Origin of the sequence: Pseudescherichia sp. (assembly GCF_031998825.1) — a bacterium.
In the GTDB taxonomy this organism is placed as follows: domain Bacteria; phylum Pseudomonadota; class Gammaproteobacteria; order Enterobacterales; family Enterobacteriaceae; genus Pseudescherichia.
The window spans coordinates 1-23,293 of the sequence record NZ_DAMACX010000020.1; the positions used below are offsets into that span (position 1 = coordinate 1).

Sequence of the window (23,293 nt, forward strand, 5' to 3'; positions counted from 1 at the left end):
AAATAGTGGTGCCCGGACTCGGAATCGAACCAAGGACACGGGGATTTTCAATCCCCTGCTCTACCGACTGAGCTATCCGGGCAACGGGGCGCATTAAAACCGATTCGCCTCGTGTCGTCAACGAAATTTATCTAAATCGTTGCAGACTGCACAATCTATCACCACTTTGCCGTTTCTACACCCGTTTTTAGGCAAAAAAGGCGGTCCAAGCGGCGGAGAGGGGCATGGCGATAACCAGCGCGGGCAGCATATTGGCGACAGCGAACATCTTGATGCCGCAGATCCGCAGCCCGGTAGCCAGCAGCAGGATCCCGCCGACGGCGGTAAAGTCACCCATCATTGCGGGCGTCGTCAGCGGCATCACCAGCGTGGCGCAGGCTCCAAGGCTGAGCTGAATAAGCAGCATCGGCACAGAGATCGCCGCGACCGCAATGCCCAGCGAGGTGGCAAAAATGACGGCGGTAAAGAAATCGAGAAAGGCTTTGGCGATTAGGATGCTGGCGTCGCCGGTCATGCCTTCGCGCATCGCGCCGAAAATCCCCGTGCCGCTGGCGCAGAACAGGATGATGATCGCGACCAGGCTCTGAATAAAGGTCTCATGGGCAGCAGGGGCATCCTGCTTGCTGCGGCGCTGCACCAGTCGACGCAGGCCGTTCACCGCACCGCCGATCCCGCGCTCGACGTAGCATATCTCGCCAATCAGCGTGCCGAGCAGCGTCGCCAACACCATCACCGGCAGGTTAATGCACTTCACCACCAGCAGAATACCAATGCCCAGCGAGCAGAGGCCAAAGATGGCGGGCATGGAGGTACGCACCCGCTCCGGCAGCCGCTGGCTCAGCACGGCACCGATCGTCCCGCCAATCAGCACGGCGGCGGCATTTATAAAGGGTCCGGTTAGCACGCTTTTTCTCCTGAAATATCGGTTTGCATAACTGCATAGTATGCCGCAAAAAAGTCGGATTTTACCCGCCGATTGTGGCTTGCGTGGGCATAGCAAAAGTGACATTATTGCGCGAAATTTCTCCGGTTACATCTCTTCTTTCAACAACAGGGCTGCTGGATGACACATCAACTTGCTCGCCAGACGCATCGCATAACTATGCGATCCTTCGCCCGGGATATTTACCCCCTAAACGGTTACTCTAGCTTATGAAAACAATGAAAATTGCCGCCGGCCGCGAGCTGGTCTCTGCGCTCTCCACGCACCGGGAAGTGGTGACGCTGGACAGTACGGACTTTACCGATGTGGCGGCAGTCGTCATTACGCGGGCGGAGAGCCAGAGCGGTATCCTTACGCTGCTCAAGCGCACCGGCTTTAACCTGCCGGTGTTTATGTTTGCCGATGAGCAGGCTGATACGCCCGCAGGCATCGACGCGGTGATTAACGGCAAAGAGCAGGCGATGCTGGAGCTGGAAGCCGCTGCCTGCCGCTATGAAGAGAACCTGCTGCCGCCGTTTTTCGACACACTGAGCCAGTATGTGGCGATGGATAACAGCACCTTCGCCTGTCCGGGGCATCAGCATGGCGCGTTCTTTAAAAAGCATCCGGCGGGCCGCCAGTTCTTCGATTTCTTTGGCGAAAACGTCTTTCGCGCCGATATGTGCAACGCCGACGTCAAGCTGGGGGATCTGCTGATCCATGAAGGCTCCGCCAAGCATGCGCAGAAATTTGCCGCCAAAGTGTTTAACGCCGACAAAACCTACTTCGTGCTCAACGGCACCTCGGCGGCCAATAAGGTGGTGACTAACGCCCTGCTGACGCGTGGTGACCTGGTGCTGTTCGATCGCAACAACCATAAGTCAAACCACCATGGAGCGCTTATTCAGGCGGGGGCCACGCCGGTCTACCTGGAGGCGGCCCGTAACCCGTTCGGCTTTATTGGCGGGATCGATGCCCACTGTTTCGATGAAACGTACCTTCGCGAGCAGATCCGCGCCGTTGCGCCGGAAAAAGCCGACGCCCCGCGTCCGTTCCGCCTGGCAGTGATCCAGCTCGGCACCTACGACGGCACGATCTACAATGCCCGCCAGGTGATCGATAAGATCGGCGCGCTGTGTGACTATGTGCTGTTCGACTCTGCGTGGGTGGGCTACGAGCAGTTTATCCCGATGATGGCGGACTGCTCACCGCTGCTGCTCGATCTTAACGAGAACGATCCGGGGATCTTCGTGACCCAATCGGTGCATAAGCAGCAGGCCGGTTTCTCCCAGACTTCGCAGATCCACAAAAAAGATAACCATCTGCGTGGCCAGGCGCGCTTCTGCCCGCATAAGCGGCTGAACAACGCTTTTATGCTTCATGCCTCCACCAGCCCGTTCTATCCGCTGTTCGCCGCCCTGGATGTGAACGCCAAAATTCACGAAGGGGAGAGCGGTCGTCGTCTGTGGGCCGAGTGCGTGGCGGTGGGCATTGAGGCGCGCAAGGCGATCATTGCCAACTGCAAGATGATCAAACCCTTTGTGCCGCCGGAGGTGGCGGGGCGTCCGTGGCAGGATCATCCCACCCATGCCATCGCCAGCGAGCGCCGCTTCTTCAGCTTTGAGCCGGGCGCGGCGTGGCACGGCTTTGAGGGTTACGCCCGCGATCAGTACTTTGTCGATCCCTGCAAGCTGCTGCTGACCACGCCGGGCATCGATGCGGAAACCGGTGAGTACAGCGAGTTTGGTATTCCGGCTACGATTCTGGCCCACTATCTGCGTGAGAACGGCATCGTGCCGGAGAAGTGCGATCTCAACTCGATCCTCTTCCTGCTGACGCCCGCTGAAAGCGAAGAGAAGCTCAAACAGCTGGTAGCGATGCTGGCGCAGTTTGAGCAGCATATTGAGGACGATACGCCGCTGGCCGATGTGCTGCCGACCATCTTCAATAAGTATCCAGTGCGCTACCGCGACTATACCCTGCGCGAGCTGTGCCAGGAGATGCACGATCTCTACGTCAGCTTTGGCGTGAAGGATCTGCAGAAGGCGATGTTCCGCCAGCAGAGCCTGCCGTCGGTGGCGATGAATCCGCAGGATGCCAACAGCGAATTTATTCGCGGCAACGTGGAGCTGGTGCGCATCAGTGAGGCGGAGGGACGTATTGCCGCCGAAGGAGCGCTGCCGTATCCGCCGGGCGTGCTCTGCGTGGTGCCGGGTGAGATCTGGGGTGGGGCAGTGCAGCGCTATTTCCTGGCGCTGGAGGAGGGGGTCAACCTGCTGCCGGGCTTTTCGCCGGAGCTGCAGGGGGTCTATAGCGAAACCGACCCCGACGGGATTAAGCGTTTGTATGGGTACGTGTTAAAAGCGTAACCGGGCATTGCCCGGTTGCGTTTAAATCCGTCCCCCGCGATACCCCTTCTGCGCCGTATTCACCTTGTAGAGGTAGCGGCGCGACTCTGCCGACGGGTGGCGGGTGGTGAGCGTCTCATACACATCGCCCGGCGACATGTTGTTGATGATGTTCGCCGCCTGCACCTTGTCATTAGAGAAGACCCGCAGCACGCTGCCTGCACCGCCGTTATAGGCGGTGATCACCGCGTAGCGGCGTGAGGTCGGGTTGCTGATGCCGGAGAGGTAGACGTTGCTCAGCATCGCCAGATAGGCGGTGCCGGTATCGATATTGCTGGCGGGATCGAACAGGAAGCCGCGGTCCGGCATGCCGGAACGTCCCTGCGCCCGGAACACATCCTTCCCGGCACTGTGCTGCACCACCTGCATCAGGCCCAGCGCATCAGAGCGGCTGACCGCATAGGGGTTAAACGAGGATTCGGTCTGCATAATCGCCAGGATCAGCGACTCGTCCACGCCATACTTACGTGCCGACTGGCGCACCATGCCCACGTACTTATGCGCACGCTTGTCGAGGTGGTTCGCTACCAGGTTGATGGTCACGCTGTAGATGATCTTCAGGCCGTTGGTGCGGCTCTTCATCTGGTTTTGCAGCAGGTAGTCGGCATACTTCTCGGCGCGCCACTGCCAGCGGATCGCCTCGCCGTTGTTATCCACCACCTGGCCATAAAGGAACGGTTGCTTAGAGATCTGGATATCATCAACGTCGGAATAGAGATCGATAGATCCGGGATCGTCGCCCATCAGCAGGGTTTTGATAATCGCCTGGCGCAGGTGCGCCGCTGGCTCGGTACCGGCAATGGTCTCGATGGTGATCGTACCGGCATCAAAGTTGATGTGGCTACGGGTCTGGTACTGGTCGGTATACTTAACGTAGTCCTTGGGACCGGCAATCAGGACTTCGTTAAAACCCCAGATGTTTTCGATGTTATGGGCAAACTGACCCATCAGGATATCAAAACCGTTGGTGTCCTTTACCCAGGCTTCGTTATAGCTATCGCCCTTTTTATTGGAACTGGAACACGAGATGAGCAACGGCGCAATAAGGGCTAGCGCTAAATATTTTTTCATCATTCCTGGATGTATGTTGTGTTAAGTCGTTATTCTTTCCAAAAAAAGGGCCGAGGCCCTTAATCTTGTGGCTTATAGCCTTCGATGTGCACGTCTTTCCCTTCGAACAGGAAGTTGACCATCTCCTCTTCCAGCAGCTTGCGGTGTTCTACGTTCATCATGTTGAGCTTCTTCTCATTAATGAGCATGGTCTGCTTCTGCTGCCACTGGGACCAGGCTTCTTTGGAGATCTCGTTGTAGATCCGCTTGCCCAGATCGCCCGGATAGAGCTGGAAATCCTGGCCTTCCGCTTCGCGGCCCAGGAAGGTACAAAAAATAGTTCTGCTCATGGTCACTCCTCGTGATGTCGCGGCGCTAAACGGGTGCGCCCGCGCGTAATTGTTGTAACAGGCGCTCTACTGGCGCGGCCAGGCCCACCGACGGCGGCTGGGCTAAGTTATACCAGAGACCTGTTCCCTCATCCATGCATGACGTGAAGGAGGACACGGGAAGCCACATCGGCACAATATCCAGATGGAAATGGCTGAATGTATGGCGAAATCCGTTCAGCTCGGTAAGAGTATCGGCCTGAATCTGCCGTTGCGCCAGCCAGTCACGCAGGGCCGCTTCATCGCTAAACTGCGGGAAGCAGTAGAGGCCGCCCCACAGGCCGCTCGGCGGACGGCGCTCAAGCCAGACCGTCTCGCCGTGCTGCATCAGCAGCAGAAAACCGGTGCGCTCCGGCAGCGTCTGCTTCGGCTTTTTGCCCGGATACTGCGCCCAGCTTTCGTTGGCATAGGCGATACAGCCATTGTTCAGCGGGCAGAGCGTACATTTTGGCTTCGAGCGGGTACAGACCGTTGCGCCCAGATCCATCATCGCCTGGTTAAACTGCGCCACCCCCTCGGCGGGCGTCACGTTCTCACTGATCTCCCACAGGCGCTTCTCCACCTCTTTGCGGCCCGGCCAGCCGTCAACGGCGTAGCAGCGGGCCAGCACGCGCTTCACGTTACCATCAAGAATAGGAAAGTGTTTGCCGAGCGCAAGGGAGAGCACCGCCCCCGCCGTTGAGCGGCCAACGCCGGGCAGAGCGGCAACCTCATCAAAGGTTTGGGGAAACACGCCGCCGTGCTGGTCTGCCACCTGCTGCGCGGCCTTGTGCAGGTTGCGCGCCCGGGCGTAGTAGCCCAGCCCGGTCCACAGATGCAGAACCTCGTCGATAGGCGCACGAGCCAGATCGGTGACGGTGGGGAAGCGCGCCATAAAGCGCTCAAAGTAGGGGATAACCGTCGCCACCTGCGTTTGTTGCAACATCACCTCAGAGAGCCATACTTTGTAGGGCGTTTTTTCAATTTGCCAGGGCAGGGTTTTGCGCCCGAATTTGTCGTACCACTCCAGCACCTGGGCTGAAAACTGAGACGCGTGCATGGTCAAAGCAGGAGTTCCGAATTGCATGATTAAGGGGCCAGATTGCAGCACAGCGGCACCGGGCTGTAAACCGGAACTTTCCGGTGCTTGCATCCGGCTATTAACTTTGGATAATGCCCGTTTCCCGAACACTCTCACAAGCAGACTAGACACCTATGAACAACGACGTCATTTCACCCGAATTTGATGAAAACGGTCGCCCGCTGCGCCGTATTCGCAGCTTCGTCCGCCGCCAGGGCCGTCTGACCAAGGGGCAGCAGCACGCGCTGGATAACTTTTGGCCGGTGATGGGCGTTGAGTTTAGCGAGCAGCCGCTGGATTTCACCGCGCTGTTTGGCCGCGATGCGCCGGTGACCCTGGAGATTGGTTTTGGTATGGGCGCCTCGCTGGTGGCGATGGCAAAAGCCAGGCCGGAGCAGAACTTCCTTGGTATTGAGGTTCATTCGCCAGGCGTAGGGGCATGCCTTGCCACGGCCCACGAAGAGGGCGTGGAGAACCTGCGCGTGATGTGTCACGACGCGGTGGAAGTGCTGCACAAGATGATCCCCGACAACTCGCTGAACATGGTGCAGCTCTTTTTCCCCGACCCGTGGCATAAAGCGCGCCATAATAAACGCCGTATCGTGCAGACAACGTTTGCCGAACTGGTAAAAGGCAAGCTGAAGCTGGGCGGCGTATTCCATATGGCCACCGACTGGGAAGCCTACGCCGAGCATATGCTGGAAGTGATGTCCGCTATCGACGGATATAAAAACCGCTCTGAGAGCGGCGACTATGTACCGCGCCCGGAGACGCGCCCGGTAACCAAATTTGAACAGCGTGGCCATCGTCTTGGTCACGGCGTATGGGACTTAATGTTCGAGAGGGTAAAATAATGGCAACAAACCGTAGCCGTCGTCTGCGTAAGAAGTTACATATTGATGAGTTCCAGGAGCTGGGCTTTTCCGTTGCCTGGCGCTTCCCGGAGGGCACCTCTGAGGAGCAGATCGACCAGACGGTTGATGCCTTCATCAATGAGGTGATTGAGCCAAACAAGCTGGCGTTTGACGGCAGTGGCTACCTGGTCTGGGAAGGGCTGATCTGCAAGCAGGAGATCGGCAAGTGCACTGAAGAGCATCAGGCTATCGTGCGTAAGTGGCTGGAAGGCCGCGGCTTTGAAGATGTACGCATCAGCGAACTTTTTGACGTCTGGTGGGACTAAGTCACTATCGGGGCTGGCGATTGCCGGCCCGTTTTGTCTCTAGAGGACAGGAGTTTTTATGATGCGCAAAGCGCTGCTGGCTGTGGCACTCACGGCAACCGCCTTTACCGCCCAGGCAGAATACAAATGTAGCGTGAACCCGCGTGACGACGTGATCCTTAACCCGCAGACCGTACAGGTGGTGGGTGAGAACGGCAATCTGGTGATGACGCCAGACGGCAACGTCATGTTCAACGGCAAGCAGTATAGCCTTAGCGCGGCCCAGCGCGAGCAGGCGAAAGATTATCAGGCCGATCTGCGCAGCGCGCTGCCGTGGATCGACGAGGGCGCGCGTAGCCGCGTCGAGAAAGGCCGCGTGGCGCTGGATAAGATCATCGCCCAGGAAGTAGGTCAGAGCAGCAACATGCGCGGGCGCTTAACCAAGCTCGACGCGCAGCTGAAAGAGCAGATGAATCGCATTCTGGAGCATCGCAGCGACGGCCTCGCTTTTCACTATAAGGCGATTGATGAGGTTCGTGCCAACGGCCAACAGCTGGTGAACCAGGCGATGGGCGGCATCCTGCAGGACAGCATCAACGAGATGGGTGCCCAGGCAGTACTGAAGGGCGGCGGTAATCCGTTACAGAGCGTGATGGGCAGCCTCGGCGGCCTGCAAACTGCGATTCAAAGCGAGTGGAAAAATCAGGAAGCGGACTTCGAGCAGTTTGGCAAGGCGGTGTGCAGCCGCGTTATCTCCCTCGAAGAGAGCCGCAAGACGCTGGTGAGCGGGCTGAAGTAACGCCCGCCCGCAGGCAAACGCCTGCTAGAAATCAGCGGGCGCTTTAAACGTCATGCTGTTGCCGTACGCCGGATGCGTGATGGTCAACATCTCGGCGTGCAACTGTAGGCGGGGTGCCATCGCCAGCGCCTCGGGCGTGGCGTAGAAGCGGTCGCCCAGGATCGGGTGGCCCAACGCCAGCATATGCACGCGCAGCTGGTGCGAGCGCCCGGTAATGGGCTTCAGCTGCACGCGGGCGGTGTTATCCGCCGCGTACTCCAGCACCGTATACTCGGTCTGCGCCGCCTTACCGGTCTCATGACACACCATCTGCTTCGGGCGGTTCGGCCAGTCGCAGATCAGCGGCAGATCGATCAAACCCTCCGCCTTCTCAGGATGTCCCCACACGCGGGCCACGTACTGCTTCTTCGGCTCGCGCTCGCGGAACTGGCGCTTTAGCTCCCGCTCCGCGGCTTTGGTCAGCGCCACTACGATCACGCCGCTGGTGGCCATATCCAGACGATGCACCGACTCCGCCAGCGGATAGTCGCGCTGAATGCGCGTCATCACGCTGTCTTTATGCTCGTCCAGCCGTCCCGGCACGGAGAGCAGGCCGCTCGGCTTGTTAATCACCATAATGTGCTCGTCCTGGTATAACACGACCAGCCAGGGCGACTGCGGCGGATTGTAGGGCTCCATCAACATAACGGGTTCCTGTTACTGGTGCGTGACCACAATAAGACGCAGGGCATCGAGACGCCAGCCCGCCTGGGCAAGGCTATCGAGCACCTGCTGACGGTTGCTCTCGATGGCAGCCAGCTCATCATCACGGATGTTCGGGTTTACCGCCTTCAGCGCTTCCAGACGTGACAGCTCTGCCGAGAGACGTTCATCCGCCTCCTGACGCGCCGCAGCGATCAGCGCCTTCGCCGCGCTCTCGATCTGTGCTTCACCCAGCTGCAGGATCGCGTGCACGTCCTGCTGCACCGCGTTCACCAGCTTGCTGCCGGTGTGGCGGTTGACCGCGCTCAGCTGGCGGTTGAAGGTCTCAAACTCCACCTGGGCGGCAAGGTTGTTGCCGTTTTTATCCAGCAGCATACGCACCGGCGTGGCAGGCAGGAAGCGGTTAAGCTGAAGCTGCTTCGGTGCCTGCGCCTCGACGACGTAGATCAGCTCAAGCAGCAGGGTGCCCACCGGCAGCGCCTTGTTTTTCAGCAGGGAGATGGTGCTGCTGCCGGTATCGCCGGAGAGGATCAGATCCAGACCGTTGCGGATCAGCGGATGCTCCCAGGTGACGAACTGGGCATCTTCCCGCGACAGGGCCAGGTCGCGCTCAAAGGTGATGGTGCAGCCATCTTCCGGCAGGCCAGGGAAGTCGGGAACCAGCATGTGATCGGACGGGGTCAGCACGATCATGTTCTCACCGCGATCGTCCTGGTTGACGCCCACGATATCAAACAGGTTCATGGCAAAGGCGATCAGTCCGGTATCATCATCCTGCTCTTCGATGCTCTCTGCCAGCGCCTGCGCTTTTTCACCGCCGTTGGAGTGGATCTCCAGCAGGCGATCGCGGCCCTGCTCGAGCTGGGCCTTCAATGCCTCGTGCTGCTCGCGGCAGGTTTTGATCAGCTCGTCGAAGCCTTCGGTCTCTTCCGGCGCGGCGAGGTAGCCAATCAGATCGCTGTGCACCTGGTCGTAGATAGTGCGGCCGGTAGGGCAGGTGTGCTCAAAGGCGTCGAGGCCTTCATGGAACCAGCGCACCAGCACCGACTGGGCGGTCTTTTCCAGATAGGGAACGTGGATCTGGATATCGTGCGCCTGACCGATACGATCCAGACGACCGATACGCTGCTCCAGCAGATCCGGGTTAAACGGCAGGTCGAACATCACCAGGTGGCTGGCGAACTGGAAGTTGCGCCCCTCGGAGCCGATTTCGGAGCAGAGCAGCACCTGCGCGCCGCTGTCCTCTTCACCAAACCAGGCGGCGGCCCGGTCGCGCTCAACGATGGACATGCCTTCGTGGAACACAGCGGCACGGATGCCTTCACGCTCGCGCAGCACCTGCTCCAGCTGGAGGGCGGTGGCAGCTTTGGCGCAGATCACCAGCACCTTCTGCGAACGGTGGCTGGTCAGGTAGCCCATCAGCCACTCTACGCGCGGGTCGAAGTTCCACCAGGTGCCGGTATCGCCTTCGAACTCCTGGTAGATCTGCTCCGGGTAGAGCATGTCGCGAGCGCGCTCTTCGGCGCTCTTGCGTGCGCCCATGATGCCGGAGACCTTAATAGCGGTCTGGTATTGGGTCGGCAGCGGCAGCTTGATGGTGTGCAGCTCGCGTTTCGGGAAGCCCTTCACGCCGTTACGGGTGTTACGGAACAGCACGCGGCTGGTGCCGTGGCGATCCATCAGCATGGAGACCAGCTCCTGACGCGCCGCCTCTGCGCCGTCGCGATCGCTGTTAGCGGTTTGCAGCAGCGGTTCAATATCCTGCTCACCAATCAGATCGCTCAGGGTGTTCAGCTCGCTGTCGCTCAGATGCTTGCCCGCCAGCAGCATCGCCACGGCATCGGCCACCGGACGGTAGTTCTGCTGCTCTTCAACAAACTGCTCGAAATCATGGAAACGGTTCGGATCCAGCAGGCGCAGACGGGCGAAGTGGCTCTCCAGACCCAGCTGCTCCGGCGTAGCGGTCAGCAGCAGCACGCCCGGCACGCGCTCGGCCAGCTGTTCAATCGCCATGTACTCGCGGCTCGGTGCCTCTTCGCTCCACACCAGGTGGTGCGCTTCATCAACCACCAGCATGTCCCACTCGGCGTCGCACAGGTGCTCCAGGCGCTGCTTGCTGCGGCGCACGAAGTCCAGGGAGCAGATCACCAGCTGTTCGGTCTCAAACGGGTTATCGGCCTCGTGCTGGGCCTCCGCGTAGCGCTCATCATCAAACAGCGCGAAGCGCAGGTTGAAGCGGCGCAGCATCTCCACCAGCCACTGGTGTTGCAGGGTCTCCGGCACCACCACCAGCACGCGCTCTGCCGCACCGGCCAGCAGCTGCTGGTGCAGGATCATCCCTGCCTCGATGGTTTTACCCAGGCCAACTTCATCCGCCAGCAGCACGCGTGGCGCATGGCGACGGCCCACGTCGTGGGCAATGTGCAGCTGGTGCGGGATCAGGCTGGTGCGCTGGCCGCGCAGGCCGCTCCACGGCATCCGGTACTGCTCGCTCTGGTATTTACGTGCGCGGTAGCGCAGGGAGAAGCGATCCATGCGGTCGATCTGCCCGGCGAACAGGCGGTCCTGCGGCTTGCTGAACACCAGCTTGCTGTCGAGCAGCACTTCACGCAGCGCCACGTCGGTTTCGCCGGTATCCAGACGCGTGCCGGTGTAGGTCAGCAGACCGTTTTGCTCTTTTACGTCATCAATGGTGAGCTGCCAGCCTTCGTGGCTGGTCACCGTATCGCCTGGATTAAACATTACGCGAGTAACCGGGGAGTCACTGCGGGAGTAGAGACGGTTCTCTCCGGTTGAGGAGAAGAGCAGCGTAACGGTACGCGCATCCATCGCTACAACGGTTCCCAGTCCGAGTTCGCTTTCTGTATCGCTGATCCAGCGTTGACCAAGTGTAAAAGGCATAGTTATTCGGCTCTATATCTCAAATTGCAGGCAATAGTTAGACCACCGTCATGGGATGACAGCGCGTCAAAAATTGGGGCCAGGATTGGAAAGGGCGCTATGGTACTGGATGCTGAGATGATAGTCACCCGTTCGTCATCATTCAAAACGCACTAAAAGAGTCCCATCTGCCCCGTCACCAGTGTAGCAAAGTCATCGCCCATAAACGGCAGGATGCCCTCTGCCACCGGCTGTAGCTGGCGAGTTAAGTAGTGATCGTAGTCCAGCGGCGACTGTTGGTAGTCCACCGGCTCGGGGCCGTGGGTGGTCCAGACGTATTTGATGGTGCCGCGCTTCTGGTACTGCAACGCCCGGCCGCGCTTCTGGTTTTGCTCATCCGCCAGCCTCGCCGCCCGCACGTGGGGGGGCACGTTGCGCTGGTACTCCGCCAGCGGACGGCGCAGGCGCTTGCGATAGACCAGCTGGCTATCCAGCTCGCCCGCCATCAACTGGGCAATGGTCTCGCGGATGTAATCCTGATACGGCTCGCGGCGGAAAATGCGCAGGTAGAGCGCCTGCTGGAACGTCTGCGCCAGCGGCGTCCAGTCGGTGCGCACCGTCTCCAGACCCTTGAAAACCATGCGCTGGCTGTCGCCCTCCTGAATCAGTCCGGCGTAGCGCTTCTTGCTGCCGGTATCCGCCCCGCGAATGGTCGGCATCAGGAAGCGGCAGAAGTGGGTTTCGAACTCCAGCTCCAGCGCGCTGGTTAAGCCTTTGCTGGCGAGATGCTCCCGCCACCAGTCGTTGACCAGCTCCACCAGCGCCTGGCCGATGCGCGCGGCCTCCTCTTCGCTATGGGCGTGCTTCAGCCAGACGAAGGTGGAGTCCGTGTCGCCGTAGATCACCTCGTAACCCTGGGACTCGATCAGGGTTTTGGTCTGACGCATGATCTCATGCCCGCGCATGGTGATCGACGACGCCAGCCGGGGATCGAAGAAGCGGCAGGCGCTGGTGCCCAGCACGCCGTAAAAGGCGTTCATGATGATCTTCAGCGCCTGGGAGAGCGGCTTGTTACCCTGGCGTTTGGCCTCATCGCGGCCGTGCCAGATCTGGCCGACAATCTCCGGCAGGCAGTGCTTCTCGCGGGAGAACCACGCCCCAAGAAAGCCCTCGCTACTGTGGGTTTCGTCCGGCTGTGCCATGCCCTCTATCAGCCCCACCGGATCGATCAGAAAGGTGCGAATGATCGACGGGTAGAGGCTCTTATAGTCCAGCACCAGCACCGAGTCATACAGGCCGGGCGTGGAGTCCATCACATAGCCGCCGGGGCTGGCCTGCGGCGGCACGTCACCGAGATTCGGGGCCACGTAGCCCGCCCGGTGCATGCGGGGAAAATAGAGATGGCTGAAGGCCGCTACCGACCCGCCGTGGCGATCCACAGGCAGACCGTTGACCGAGGCGCGCTCGAGCAGGAAGGGCATGATCGCGGTCTTATGGAAAATGCGCGTCACCAGCTCGCAGTCTTTCAGGTTGTAGGTGGCGAGGGCTGGCTTATCTTCATTGAAGCGTCGCTCAATCTCGTCCATTCGGTCCCACGGGTTATCGATCGACTTGCCTTCCCCGAGCAGCTCCCGGGCTACCGACTCAAGAGAGAATGACTGGAAGTTCCAGAAGGCGGACTTCAGGGCATCGATGCCGTCGATAATCAGCCGGCCCGCCATCTGGGCAAAGAAGACGCCGTTCTTGAAGCCGTGCTCGCGCCACTCCAGCTCGCTGTTGCCACGTCCCAGCCGCAGCGGGACGCCGTAGCGCTCGGCATGCTTCTGTAACACGCGGAGATCGAACTGCACCACGTTCCAGCCGATCAGCACGTCCGGATCGTGGGCGGCAAACCAGGCGTTGAGCTTCTCCAGCAGCTGCCGACGGCTGGCAACGTACTCCAGATGAAAGTCGAGGCCCGAGGCGTCGCCGTTTTCCGGCCCGAGCATATAGACCGTGCGCTGGCCGCACCCTTCCAGCCCGATGCAGTACAGCTCGCCGTGGCGGGTGGTTTCGATATCCAGCGAGACCCACTTCAGCGGCGGGCGGTAGTGCGGGCTGGGCTTCAGGCGGGCATTCACCAGCGCGCCGTCGCGCGCTTCGCCGCTGACCCACACCGGGGCGGTGATAAAACGCTCCATCAGAAAACGCTCCGGCGGGCGGACGTCGGCTTCGTACAGGGTTACGCCGCCCTCGCGGAGCAGTTTCTCGTAGCGCATCAGCTGGCGATGGGCACGGCAGTAGAGGCCGTGCACCGGCTGGCGGCTGAAGTCTTTCAGCTCAAGCGGCGTCAGGCGGTAATGGCTTTCACCCGCGAGGATCCGCTGTGCCTGGGGCACCTGCGCCGAGGGGATAAACGCCACCGACTCCTGCACGGGCAGCACCACCCGTAGCGGGCCGCTGTCGGTTGCCAGCCAGAATTCGATCTCGGTGCCCTGAGGGGTATCCCGCCAGTGCCGGGTCAGTAAAAAGCCTTCTTGCGCCTGCGCCACGCCGTGTTCTCATAAAATAAAACCAGGCGTTATTATAGCCTGGTTTCACTGTTTTAGCTGGGTTTTTATACAGTCTTACTGGCCATAATAGGCCTTCGCCCCATGCTTGCGCAGGTAGTGCTTATCCAGCAGCGTCTGCTGCATCGCGGGCAGATCCGGGGTGAGCTGGCGACAGAAGATACCCATGTAGGCGACCTCCTCCAGCACGATGGCGTTATGCACCGCGTCGTCGGCGTTCTTGCCCCAGGCAAAGGGACCGTGGGAGTGCACCAGCACGCCGGGCATCTGAGCAGCGTCGATGCCTTGATGTTTAAAGGTCTCGACGATCACCTCACCGGTCTCCCACTCATACTCGCCGTTAATTTCGGCATCGGTCATTTTGCGGGTGCAGGGGATAGGGCCGTAGAAGTAGTCGGCGTGGGTAGTGCCGGTAGCCGGAATAGACTGTCCCGCCTGCGCCCAGATGGTGGCGTGACGCGAGTGGGTATGCACAATGCCGCCGATGGTGGGGAAAGCCTGGTAGAGCAGGCGATGGGTCGGGGTGTCGGAGGAGGGTTTTTTCGTCCCCTCGACCACCTCGCCGGTTTCGATGCTCACCACCACCATATCCTCTGCGGTCATTACGCCGTAGTCGACGCCCGAGGGCTTGATGACAAACACGCCGCGCTCGCGATCCACGGCGCTGACGTTGCCCCAGGTGAGGGTGACCAGATTATGTTTCGGCAGGGCCAGGTTGGCTTCCAGCACCTGGCGTTTGAGATCTTCAAGCATAGTTATCTCCACGTAGGCCCGGTAAGCGCAGCGCCACCGGGCGTTACGGACTTAACGTTTAGAGCCGTAATAGACTTCGTTCCAGCGCAGCGCATCTTTGAACGCCGGCAGGCGGGTATCGTTATCGATCACCGCCAGCTCAATGTCGTGCAGCTCGGCGAACTGGCGCATGTCGCTGAGATCCAGCGCGTGGCTGAAGACGGTGTGGTGCGCGCCCCCGGCAACGATCCACGCCTCGGAGGCGGTAGCCAGATCCGGCTGGGCTTTCCACAGCGCGTTGGCCACCGGCAGCTTCGGCAGCTGGTGCGGGGTCTCGACGGAATCAACGCAGTTCACCAGCAGGCGGAAACGATCCCCCAGATCGATCAGGCTGGCGTTGATCGCCGGGCCGGTTTTGGTCGAGAAGATCAGGCGGGCCGGATCGGCTTTGCCGCCGATGCCGAGGTACTGCACGTCGAGGATCGGTTTCTCATCCAGGGCGATGGTCGGGCACACTTCCAGCATATGGGAGCCGAGCACCAGATCGTTGCCGTCCTCAAAGTGGTAGGTGTAGTCCTCCATAAAGGAGGTGCCGCCCTGCAGACCGGTTGCCATCACCTTCATGATGCGAAGCAGGGCGGCGGTTTTCCAGTCGCCTTCGCCCGCAAAGCCGTAGCCCTGCTGCATCAGGCGCTGCACGGCGAGGCCCGGGAGCTGCTTCAGACCGTGCAGATCTTCAAAGGTGGTGGTGAAGGCGTGGAAGCCACCCTGCTCAAGGAAGCGTTTCATGCCCAGCTCAATGCGGGCGGCGTCAATCACGTTCTGGCGTTTATCGCCGTTAACCTGTGCGGCAGCGGTCAGGCGGTAGCTGCTCTCATACTCATCCACCAGCGCACTGATATCGCCTTCGCTGATGTCGTTAACCACCTGCACCAGATCGCCCACCGCCCAGGTATTCACTGAGAAGCCGAACTTGATCTGCGCCGCCACTTTATCGCCGTCGGTTACCGCGACTTCACGCATGTTGTCGCCGAAGCGGCACACTTTCAGATGGCGGGTATCCTGTTTGGAGACCGCGTGGCGCATCCATGCCCCGATGCGCTGCTGGGCTTTCCCATCCTGCCAGTGGCCGGTCACCACGCTGTGCTGCTGGCGCATCCGCGCGCCGATAAAGCCGAACTCGCGGCCGCCGTGCGCGGTCTGGTTCAGGTTCATAAAGTCCATGTCGATACTGTCCCACGGCAGGGAAGCGTTGAACTGGGTATGGAACTGCAGCAGCGGCTTGTTCAGGATGGTCAGGCCGTTGATCCACATTTTGGCCGGAGAGAAGGTGTGCAGCCACACCACCAGGCCCGCACACCTGTCGTCGTAGTTGGCGTCGCGGCAGATAGCGGTGATCTCATCCGGCGAGGTGCCGAGCGGCTTCAGTACCAGCTTGCAGGGCAGTTTGGCTTCGCCGTTCAGAGCGTTCACCACCTGCTCAGCGTGCTGCGTGACCTGGCGCAGGGTCTCCGGGCCATAGAGATGCTGGCTGCCAATCACAAACCATACTTCGTAGTTATTAAAAATAGTCATTATCGTGTCCTTTAATGGGTCAGAGCGGCCTGCGACGCTGGCGCGGCTGAAGGGAGATAGTGTTGCTCAGCGCTGGCCGCCCAGTGCTGGTAGCGGCGATAGAGCTGTTCAAAGCGTTGCGCCTGAGCGGGAGCAGGCTGGAGCGTGTTTTCGACGGCGCTGGCCATGTGGCGCTGCGCGGTCGGGATATCCGGATGATCCCCTGCGGCGACGGCGGCGAAGATCGCCGCGCCAAGGGCACAGCACTGATCGGAGGCGACAATCTGCAGCGGACGGTTGAGCACGTCGCAGCAGGCCTGCATGATCACCCGGTTTTTACGGGCGATACCGCCGAGGGCCATCACGTTGTTGACCGCGATCCCCTGGTCGGTAAAGCACTCCATGATGGCGCGCGCGCCGAAGGCGGTGGCGGCAATCAGCCCGCCAAATAGCAGCGGCGCGTCGGTGGCAAGGTTAAGGTCGGTGATCACCCCCTTCAGACGCTGGTTAGCGTTGGGGGTGCGGCGACCGTTGAACCAGTCGAGGATCACCGGGAGGTGATCGAGAGAAGGATTCTCCGCCCAGGCATGGGTCAGGGCGGGTAACAGCTGTTTCTGGCTCGCCTGGATCTGGGTTTTCAGCTCTGGATGCTGGAGCGCAAGCTGCTCAAGCGGCCAGCCGAGGATGCGGCCAAACCAGGCGTAGATATCGCCGAAGGCCGACTGCCCGGCCTCAAGGCCGATAAAGTCCGGGACCACGCTGCCGTCAACCTGGCCGCAGATGCCTTTCACCGCGCGATCGCCAACGCTGGGCTTATCGGCAATCAGAATGTCGCAGGTTGAGGTGCCAATCACCTTCACCAGCGTGTTCGGCTGCGCCCCTGCGCCCACTGCGCCCATATGGCAGTCGAATGCGCCGCCGGCAATCACCACTTTTTCCGACAGGCCCAGACGCTGCGCCCACTCCGGGCTCAGGTTGCCCACCGGCAGATCGGCGGTATACGTCTCGGTAAACATCGGCCAGCTGAGATGCTTATTGATGATGGGATCCAGCTCGTCAAAAAAGCTGGCTGGGGGCAGGCCGCCCCAGCTTTCGTGCCAGAGGGATTTGTGTCCAGCGCTGCAGCGCCCGCGGCGAATATCCTGCGGGCGAACGGTGTTGGAGAGCAGGGCGGGAACCCAGTCGCACAGCTCAATCCACGAGGTAGCGGCCTGGGCGACGGCAGCATCCTGACGGGTGACGTGCAGGATCTTGGCCCAGAACCACTCGCTGGAGTAGATCCCGCCGATATAGCGTGAGTAGTCGGTTTTGCCCGGCTGATGGCAGAGGCGGGTGATAGCCTCGGCTTCCTCTACCGCTGTGTGATCTTTCCAGAGCACGAACATGGCGTTGGGGTTGTCGGCAAACTCCGGGCGCAGCGCCAGCACGCGCCCCTCGGCGTCAATGGGCGCTGGCGTCGAGCCGGTGCTGTCCACGCCGATGCCGCTCACCTGCTCGCGCTGTTCGGCGCTCAGCTGGGCCAGCACGCTCTTGATTGCCGCCTCCATCGACTCGATATAGTCGCGTGGGTGATGGCGAAACTGGTTGCGCGGAGCGTCGCAATAACGCCCCTCCTGCCAGCGCGGATACCACTCCACGCTGGTGGCGATCTCAGTGCCGAGCTCGCAGTCTACTGCCAGCGCGCGTACTGAATCGCTGCCAAAATCGAGGCCAATTGCAATTGCCATCGTCTTACTCCATCCAAAATAACCGTATGGAGAAACATTAGAGACAGGGGCTAAAAAGCGTCAGGCAGGATCCGCTAATCTTATGGATAAAAATGCTGTTCCAGCGGAAAGTGTGACTCACTGCAAATATTCAATGTGGACATTTCTGCCGGGTTTATAGACACTTTTGTTACCCCTTTTTATCGGTGTAGATTAGACAAAACGGGGAAAGTGCTTTTATCTGGCGGGGTTGTCACGCTGCGGTTTTTGTCGCAGGTTGAGCAGAGTAGCAGAGTGATGAAATAAAACCCAATATGGACAAATGGTTTCCTTGACCACCACCTGGAGCGCGCTGTTTATGGCTGAATTGCAAAACGATCCTCTGCTGCCCGGCTATTCGTTTAATGCCCATCTGGTCGCCGGGCTGACGCCCATCGAGGCCGACGGCTACCTCGATTTCTTTGTCGACCGTCCGCTGGGGATGAAGGGCTACATTCTTAACCTGACGGTGCGAGGGGAGGGGATCGTCAACAACAACGGTCGGCAGTTTGTCTGCCGCCCCGGCGATATCCTGCTTTTCCCGCCTGGCGAGGTGCACCACTATGGCCGTCACCCTGAGGCGCGGGAGTGGTATCACCAGTGGGTCTACTTCCGGCCGCGCGCCTACTGGCATGAGTGGCTGACCTGGCCAACCCTTTTTGCCCAGACCGGCTATTTCCGTCCTGACGACCTCCATCAGTCCAGCTTTAGCGAGCTGTTTGCCCAGATCATCAGCGCAGGGCAGCGGGGCGGGCGCTACAGCGAGCTACTGGCGATCAACCTGCTGGAGCAGGTGCTGCTGCGGCGTATGGATGCGATCAACGAATCGCTGCATCCGCCGCTGGATAACCGGGTGCGTGACGCCTGCCAGTACATCAGCGATCACCTGGCGGATAACCACTTCGATATTGCCGGCGTGGCGCAGCACGTCTGCCTGTCGCCGTCGCGGCTGTCGCACCTCTTCCGCCAGCAGCTGGGGGTCAGCGTGCTCAGCTGGCGGGAGGATCAGCGCATCAGCCAGGCTAAGCTGCTGCTCAGCACCACGCGGATGCCCATCGCCAGCGTCGGGCGCAACGTCGGCTTTGAGGATCAGCTCTACTTCTCTCGGGTGTTTAAAAAATGTACCGGAGCCAGCCCGAGCGAGTTCCGCGCGGGGTGTGAATAACGTAAAGAAACGAAATGCCGCCGCCGAGGTCTGATACAGACAGTAAACTAATCGGACAATTGCAGGCTTGACGAGGCGCTACCGGCTCAGGAGAATCCCTGCTTCGTCACTAAAACGGACAGCGTATGCAGGCATTTCTGGAACATTTTATTACGCAATCAGCGACCTATACGCTCATTGCGATCGCCCTTGTGGCTTTTCTGGAGTCGCTGGCGCTGGTGGGACTGATCCTGCCCGGCACGGTGATGATGGCCGGACTCGGGGCGCTAATCGGCAGCGGCGAGGTGAACTTCTGGTATGCCTGGCTGGCGGGGATTGTCGGCTGCCTGCTGGGAGACTGGATCTCCTTCTGGCTCGGCTGGCGCTTTAAAAAGCCGCTGCACCGCTGGTCGTTTATGAAAAAGAACAAGGCGCTGCTCGATAAGACCGAGCATGCCCTGCACCAGCACAGCATGTTTACCATTCTGGTCGGCCGCTTTGTCGGGCCAACCCGCCCGCTGGTGCCGATGGTTGCCGGGATGCTCGATCTCCCGGTCAGCAAGTTTATCCTGCCTAACGTTATCGGCTGCCTGCTCTGGCCGCCGTTCTACTTTTTACCGGGTATTCTCGCCGGGGCGGCGATTGATATTCCTGCCGACGAGCAGAGCGGGGCGTTCAAATGGCTGCTGCTGGGCGCGGCGCTGCTGCTCTGGGTAGCAGTGTGGCTCTGCTGGCGACTGTGGCGCAGCGGCAAGTCCGGCAGCGATCGGCTGACAAAATACCTGCCACGCGGACGGCTGCTGTGGGTGGCTCCGCTGCTGCTCGGCGTGGCGGTGATTGCCTGCGTGGCGGTGGCTCGCCATCCGCTGATGCCTGCCTATCTAACGATTCTCGGTAAGGTCATCACCGGTCACTGACGTTCAATCCCCAGCAGCGCCGAGACGGGCGCGCGGCCGCTGACCAGATCGGCGGTTGCGCCGTCCCAGGCGATGCGCCCCTCGGCTACCACCAGCGCCCGGCTGGCGATGCGCGCGGCATCCTCAATGCTGTGGGAGACCATCAGCAAAGTAATGTTTTGCCGCTGGCAAACGCGCTGCACCAGGGCCAGCATCTCCTGACGCAGAGCCGGATCGAGCGCCGAAAACGGCTCATCCAGCAGCAGGATGGGCTGCTCCCGCACCAGACAGCGCGCCAGCGCTACCCGCTGCCGCTGACCGCCGGAGAGCTGATCCGGCAGCCGGTCGAGCAGGGTCTCCAGCCCCATCTGGGCGGCAATCTCCGCCAGCTTTTGCTGCTGCCCGGCATTGAGCTTCAGGCCGGGATGCAGGCCGAGGCCAATGTTCTGCCGCACCGTCAGGTGGGTGAACAGGTTGTTCTCCTGAAACAGCATCGATACCGGACGGCGCGACGGCGGCGTAGCGGTATGTTCCCGCTCGCCAATCATAATCGTGCCGCTCACCGGCTGAATAAAGCCTGCGATCAGGTTGAGCAACGTGCTTTTCCCCGCGCCGCTGGGTCCCAGCACGGCAATCTGCTCGCCCGCCTCGACGGCGAGGGTAAAGCGCATCGGCAGATGCTGGTAGAGCCAGGTAACATCAATCAGTTTTAGCATGGCGGCCCGGAAGTTTTTCAATAACGGTAAAGAGGGCAAAGCAGAGCGCCAGCAGGATCAGCGCCGTCACCGCGCCGTCCTGGCTGCGGTAGGCGCCAATCTGCTGGTAGAGATAGAAGGGTAGCGTGCGGAACTCTTCGTTACCAAACAGCGCCACTACCCCGAAGTCGCCGATTGAGAGCACGCAGGCGAAGGCCAGCGCCTGGGCCAGCGGCCGCCGCAACGCACGCAGCTCCACCCCCCGCAGACGTGAAAAGCCGCGCATGCCCAACGACTCGCACAGCAGGCTGTAGCGGGCGGTAATGTCCCGCATCGGGTTATCAAGCACCTTCTGGGCGTAGGGAATGGCCATCAGGGCGTTGGTAAAGATCACAATCCCATCCGCCGAGGTGGGCAGGCCGACAGAGTTGTTGAGCAGCAGAAAGAAGCCGGTTGCCAGCACGATGCCGGGCATGGCGAGGATCAGCATCCCGCTCAGCTCCAGCGCCTGGCCCCGGCGCGGCTGTCCGCGCGCCCGCAGCTCGCGGCTGCTCCAGAGCAGCATCATGGTGAGGATCACACAGAGCAGCCCGGCCAGCATGGCAATGCGCAGGGAGGTCCACACCGCCTGCCACAGCACCGGCTGGGCCAGCACCGCAGGCAGGTTACGATTAACGCCCTCGACGATCACCGCCAGCAGAGGCGGGAGCAGGAGCAGCAGCGCCAGGCCCATCAGCAGGCCGTCGCTTAGCCGGGCCCACCGGCTGTCTTCGGGATCGCGCCAGCCCTGGATTTGGCTGCTGCCTACCGGAATAGCCTTGCTCAGGCGCTGGCTAAGCAGCACCAGCCCCAGGCAGCAGATCATCTGTAATAGCCCCAGCAGCGCGGCGCGGCCGGGATCGTAGTCGAAGCTCAGGGCCTGATAGATCGCCAGTTCGATGGTGGTAGCTTTAGGGCCGCCGCCCAGCGACAGCACGGTGGCGAAACTGGCGAAGCAGAGCATAAAGATCAGCGCTGCCACCGGTGGGATCTGTCGCCGCAGCCACGGCCACTCGACGAAGCGGAAGAGGGCGAAACCGCGCATCCCCAACTGGGCGGCAAGCTGCCGCTGCTCGCCGGGGATCTGCTCCAGGGCCTGGAGCAGCAGGCGGGTCGCCATCGGCAGGTTAAAAAAGATGTGCGCCAGCAGGATGCCGCTCAGCCCGTAGGGCGAAAATCCCCACGGCAGGCCGAGGGCATCGCACAGCGACGCCAGCCAGCCCTGACGCCCGTAGACGGTAAGGATACCAAAGACCGCCACCAGCACCGGCAGGATCAGCGTCATCGCGCAGAGGCGGAGCAGCATCAGCCGTCCGGGAAAGCGGCGGCGATAGAGGGCGCGGGCCAGGAAGATAGCGGGCACTACCGAGAGCAGGGCGGAGAGAAATGCCTGGCCAAAGGAGAAGGCCACCACGTGACGCAGGTAGCTGTCGTGCCACAGCGCCGAGACGTCGGTGGTCGGCGCGTTGAGCCAGAGGGCAAGAAACGCCGCCAGCGCGACCGCCACCAGCAGGGTGGCAGCGGCAGCGCCGGGCAGCAGCCAGCCGGGAATTAGCGGCTGGTCGCGCGAAGCCACGTATTGATCCACTCAGCGCGTTGGGAGAAGACCTGCTGCGGGGTGAACTCCAGGGTGGTCTTCGGCTTCGTCAGCGAGTCAAAGCCAGCGGGCAGCGTCACGTTGCTTACCGGGTACATCCAGTTGCCGGTCGGGATGGCGTTCTGGAACGCCGGGCTGACCATAAACGTGAGGAACTTTTCCGCCAGCTCAGGCTGCTTGCTGGCTGCGGTGCGGGCAGCCACCTCTACCTGTAGATAGTGGCCTTCGCTGAAGTCTGCCGCCGCGTAGTTATCCTTTTTCTCTTCGATCAGGTGATAGGCCGGAGAGGTGGTGTAGCTCAGGACCAGATCGCTCTCGCCCTTCAGGAACAGGCCATAGGCTTCGCTCCAGCCTTTGGTGACGGTGACGGTTTTCGCCGCCAGCTTCTGCCACGCCTCAGGCGTTTTATCCCCGTAGACTTTTTGCATCCACAGCAGCAGGCCCAGCCCTGGGGTACTGGTGCGCGGATCCTGATAGATCACCCGCCACTTCTGGTCGCTCTCCACCAGCTCCTTGAGGCTCTTCGGTGGGTTTTTCAGCTTGTTTTTGTCATAGACAAAGGCAAAGTAGCCGTAGTCGAAGGGGACAAAGGTATCGTTTTTCCAGCCGCCGGGGACGTTAACGGCATCGGCCGCCACGCCGCTTTTGGCAAACAGCCCGGTCTGGCTGGCTGCCTCCAGCAGGTTATTGTCGAGGCCCAGCACCACGTCGGCCTTGCTGTTTTTGCCCTCCATGCGCAGACGGTTGAGCAGCGAGACGCCATCCTCCAGCGCCACCATCTTCAGCTCGCAGTTGCAGTCGGCCTCAAAGGCTTTTTTTATTGCGGGTCCTGGCCCCCAGTCGGCGGCGAAAGAGTCGTAGGTATAGACGGTGAGAACGGGTTTATCAGCAGCCGGGGCGGCAAAAACGGGGGAGGCCACAAGCAGCAGCAGCGGCAGACATTTTTTTAACACTTTGCACCTCAATAGAAAGA

General features: G+C 60.7%; 19 protein-coding genes and 1 tRNA gene. 6 read left to right on the plus strand and 14 right to left on the minus strand.

The genetic code is table 11. The annotated features are described in order from the left end of the window. Positions 1 to 6: 6 nt before the first annotated feature. Positions 7 to 82 (minus strand) — tRNA-Phe (locus RTP97_RS11015). A 105-nt stretch (positions 83 to 187) separates the two neighbouring features. Further along, positions 188 to 904 (minus strand): DUF554 domain-containing protein, encoded by a 717-nt coding sequence (locus RTP97_RS11020; RefSeq protein ID WP_312413530.1) that lies wholly within the window; start codon positions 902 to 904, stop codon positions 188 to 190. Between the two features lie 248 nt (positions 905 to 1,152). On the opposite strand from RTP97_RS11020, the gene RTP97_RS11025 reads away from it, so the two are divergent. Next, positions 1,153 to 3,291 (plus strand): ornithine decarboxylase, encoded by a 2,139-nt coding sequence (locus RTP97_RS11025; RefSeq protein WP_312413532.1) that lies wholly within the window; start codon positions 1,153 to 1,155, stop codon positions 3,289 to 3,291. Between the two features lie 21 nt (positions 3,292 to 3,312). Here the strand turns inward: RTP97_RS11025 and mltC are convergent, their stop codons facing one another. The 3 genes from mltC to mutY are packed head-to-tail and all read right to left on the minus strand — an operon-like array spanning position 3,313 to position 5,808. Continuing rightward, a complete protein-coding gene (gene mltC, locus RTP97_RS11030) occupies positions 3,313 to 4,401 on the minus strand; it encodes a membrane-bound lytic murein transglycosylase MltC (RefSeq protein ID WP_312413534.1) in 1,089 nt (362 codons plus the stop codon). 59 nt (positions 4,402 to 4,460) lie between these two features. Continuing rightward, on the minus strand, positions 4,461 to 4,730 hold the full coding sequence (locus RTP97_RS11035) for an oxidative damage protection protein (protein WP_042390388.1): 270 nt from the start codon (positions 4,728 to 4,730) through the stop codon (positions 4,461 to 4,463). Positions 4,731 to 4,755: 25 nt separating this feature from the next. After that, on the minus strand, positions 4,756 to 5,808 hold the full coding sequence (mutY, locus tag RTP97_RS11040) for an A/G-specific adenine glycosylase (protein WP_312413619.1): 1,053 nt from the start codon (positions 5,806 to 5,808) through the stop codon (positions 4,756 to 4,758). 155 nt (positions 5,809 to 5,963) lie between these two features. Between mutY and trmB the strand changes: the two genes are divergently transcribed. Genes trmB through RTP97_RS11055 form a run of 3 tightly spaced genes read left to right on the plus strand, consistent with a single transcriptional unit; the run spans position 5,964 to position 7,787 of the window. Continuing rightward, positions 5,964 to 6,683 carry a tRNA (guanosine(46)-N7)-methyltransferase TrmB gene (trmB, locus tag RTP97_RS11045; RefSeq protein ID WP_312413536.1) on the plus strand — a complete coding sequence of 240 codons (720 nt, stop codon included), beginning with the start codon at positions 5,964 to 5,966 and terminating at the stop codon, positions 6,681 to 6,683. Next, positions 6,683 to 7,009, plus strand: a complete 327-nt coding sequence (locus RTP97_RS11050; RefSeq protein ID WP_312413537.1) for a YggL family protein — start codon at positions 6,683 to 6,685, stop codon at positions 7,007 to 7,009. Before trmB ends, RTP97_RS11050 begins: the two co-directional genes overlap by 1 nt. Positions 7,010 to 7,067: 58 nt before the next feature. Next, complete coding sequence (locus RTP97_RS11055; protein ID WP_312413539.1) at positions 7,068 to 7,787, plus strand: DUF2884 domain-containing protein; 720 nt, start codon at positions 7,068 to 7,070, stop codon at positions 7,785 to 7,787. A gap of 24 nt (positions 7,788 to 7,811) precedes the next feature. Here RTP97_RS11055 and rluA read toward each other — a convergent pair whose 3' ends face one another. The 6 genes from rluA to araB all read right to left on the minus strand — a co-directional run bounded on the left by rluA (position 7,812) and on the right by araB (position 17,931). Further along, on the minus strand, positions 7,812 to 8,471 hold the full coding sequence (gene rluA / locus RTP97_RS11060; RefSeq protein WP_312413540.1) for a bifunctional tRNA pseudouridine(32) synthase/23S rRNA pseudouridine(746) synthase RluA: 660 nt from the start codon (positions 8,469 to 8,471) through the stop codon (positions 7,812 to 7,814). 12 nt (positions 8,472 to 8,483) lie between these two features. After that, positions 8,484 to 11,390, minus strand: a complete 2,907-nt coding sequence (gene rapA, locus RTP97_RS11065; protein WP_312413541.1) for an RNA polymerase-associated protein RapA — start codon at positions 11,388 to 11,390, stop codon at positions 8,484 to 8,486. 152 nt (positions 11,391 to 11,542) lie between these two features. Then, the gene (polB, locus tag RTP97_RS11070) at positions 11,543 to 13,900 is read right to left on the minus strand and encodes a DNA polymerase II (protein WP_312413542.1); all 2,358 of its coding nucleotides are present in this window, start codon (positions 13,898 to 13,900) and stop codon (positions 11,543 to 11,545) included. 75 nt (positions 13,901 to 13,975) lie between these two features. Beyond that, positions 13,976 to 14,671, minus strand: coding sequence for an L-ribulose-5-phosphate 4-epimerase (gene araD / locus RTP97_RS11075; RefSeq protein ID WP_312413544.1), 696 nt, complete (start codon positions 14,669 to 14,671; stop codon positions 13,976 to 13,978). Between the two features lie 51 nt (positions 14,672 to 14,722). Then, positions 14,723 to 16,225 (minus strand): L-arabinose isomerase, encoded by a 1,503-nt coding sequence (gene araA / locus RTP97_RS11080; protein ID WP_312413545.1) that lies wholly within the window; start codon positions 16,223 to 16,225, stop codon positions 14,723 to 14,725. A gap of 11 nt (positions 16,226 to 16,236) precedes the next feature. Then, positions 16,237 to 17,931, minus strand: coding sequence for a ribulokinase (araB, locus tag RTP97_RS11085; RefSeq protein WP_312413546.1), 1,695 nt, complete (start codon positions 17,929 to 17,931; stop codon positions 16,237 to 16,239). Positions 17,932 to 18,268: 337 nt separating this feature from the next. Between araB and araC the strand changes: the two genes are divergently transcribed. Both araC and RTP97_RS11095 read left to right on the plus strand, forming a co-directional pair. Then, positions 18,269 to 19,114: an arabinose operon transcriptional regulator AraC gene (gene araC, locus RTP97_RS11090; protein WP_312413548.1), complete on the plus strand. Its 846-nt coding sequence runs from the start codon at positions 18,269 to 18,271 to the stop codon at positions 19,112 to 19,114. Positions 19,115 to 19,239: 125 nt separating this feature from the next. After that, on the plus strand, positions 19,240 to 20,010 hold the full coding sequence (locus RTP97_RS11095; RefSeq protein WP_312413550.1) for a DedA family protein: 771 nt from the start codon (positions 19,240 to 19,242) through the stop codon (positions 20,008 to 20,010). Here RTP97_RS11095 and thiQ read toward each other — a convergent pair. Genes thiQ through thiB form a run of 3 tightly spaced genes read right to left on the minus strand, consistent with a single transcriptional unit; the run spans position 20,004 to position 23,273 of the window. Beyond that, positions 20,004 to 20,705 carry a thiamine ABC transporter ATP-binding protein ThiQ gene (gene thiQ, locus RTP97_RS11100; RefSeq protein WP_312413552.1) on the minus strand — a complete coding sequence of 234 codons (702 nt, stop codon included), beginning with the start codon at positions 20,703 to 20,705 and terminating at the stop codon, positions 20,004 to 20,006. The two genes, RTP97_RS11095 and thiQ, sit on opposite strands and share 7 nt — an antisense overlap. Next, positions 20,689 to 22,299, minus strand: a complete 1,611-nt coding sequence (thiP, locus tag RTP97_RS11105) for a thiamine/thiamine pyrophosphate ABC transporter permease ThiP (protein ID WP_312413554.1) — start codon at positions 22,297 to 22,299, stop codon at positions 20,689 to 20,691. Before thiP ends, thiQ begins: the two co-directional genes overlap by 17 nt. Then, the gene (thiB, locus tag RTP97_RS11110; protein ID WP_312413555.1) at positions 22,275 to 23,273 is read right to left on the minus strand and encodes a thiamine ABC transporter substrate binding subunit; all 999 of its coding nucleotides are present in this window, start codon (positions 23,271 to 23,273) and stop codon (positions 22,275 to 22,277) included. Before thiB ends, thiP begins: the two co-directional genes overlap by 25 nt. Between the last annotated feature and the right edge of the window lie 20 nt (positions 23,274 to 23,293).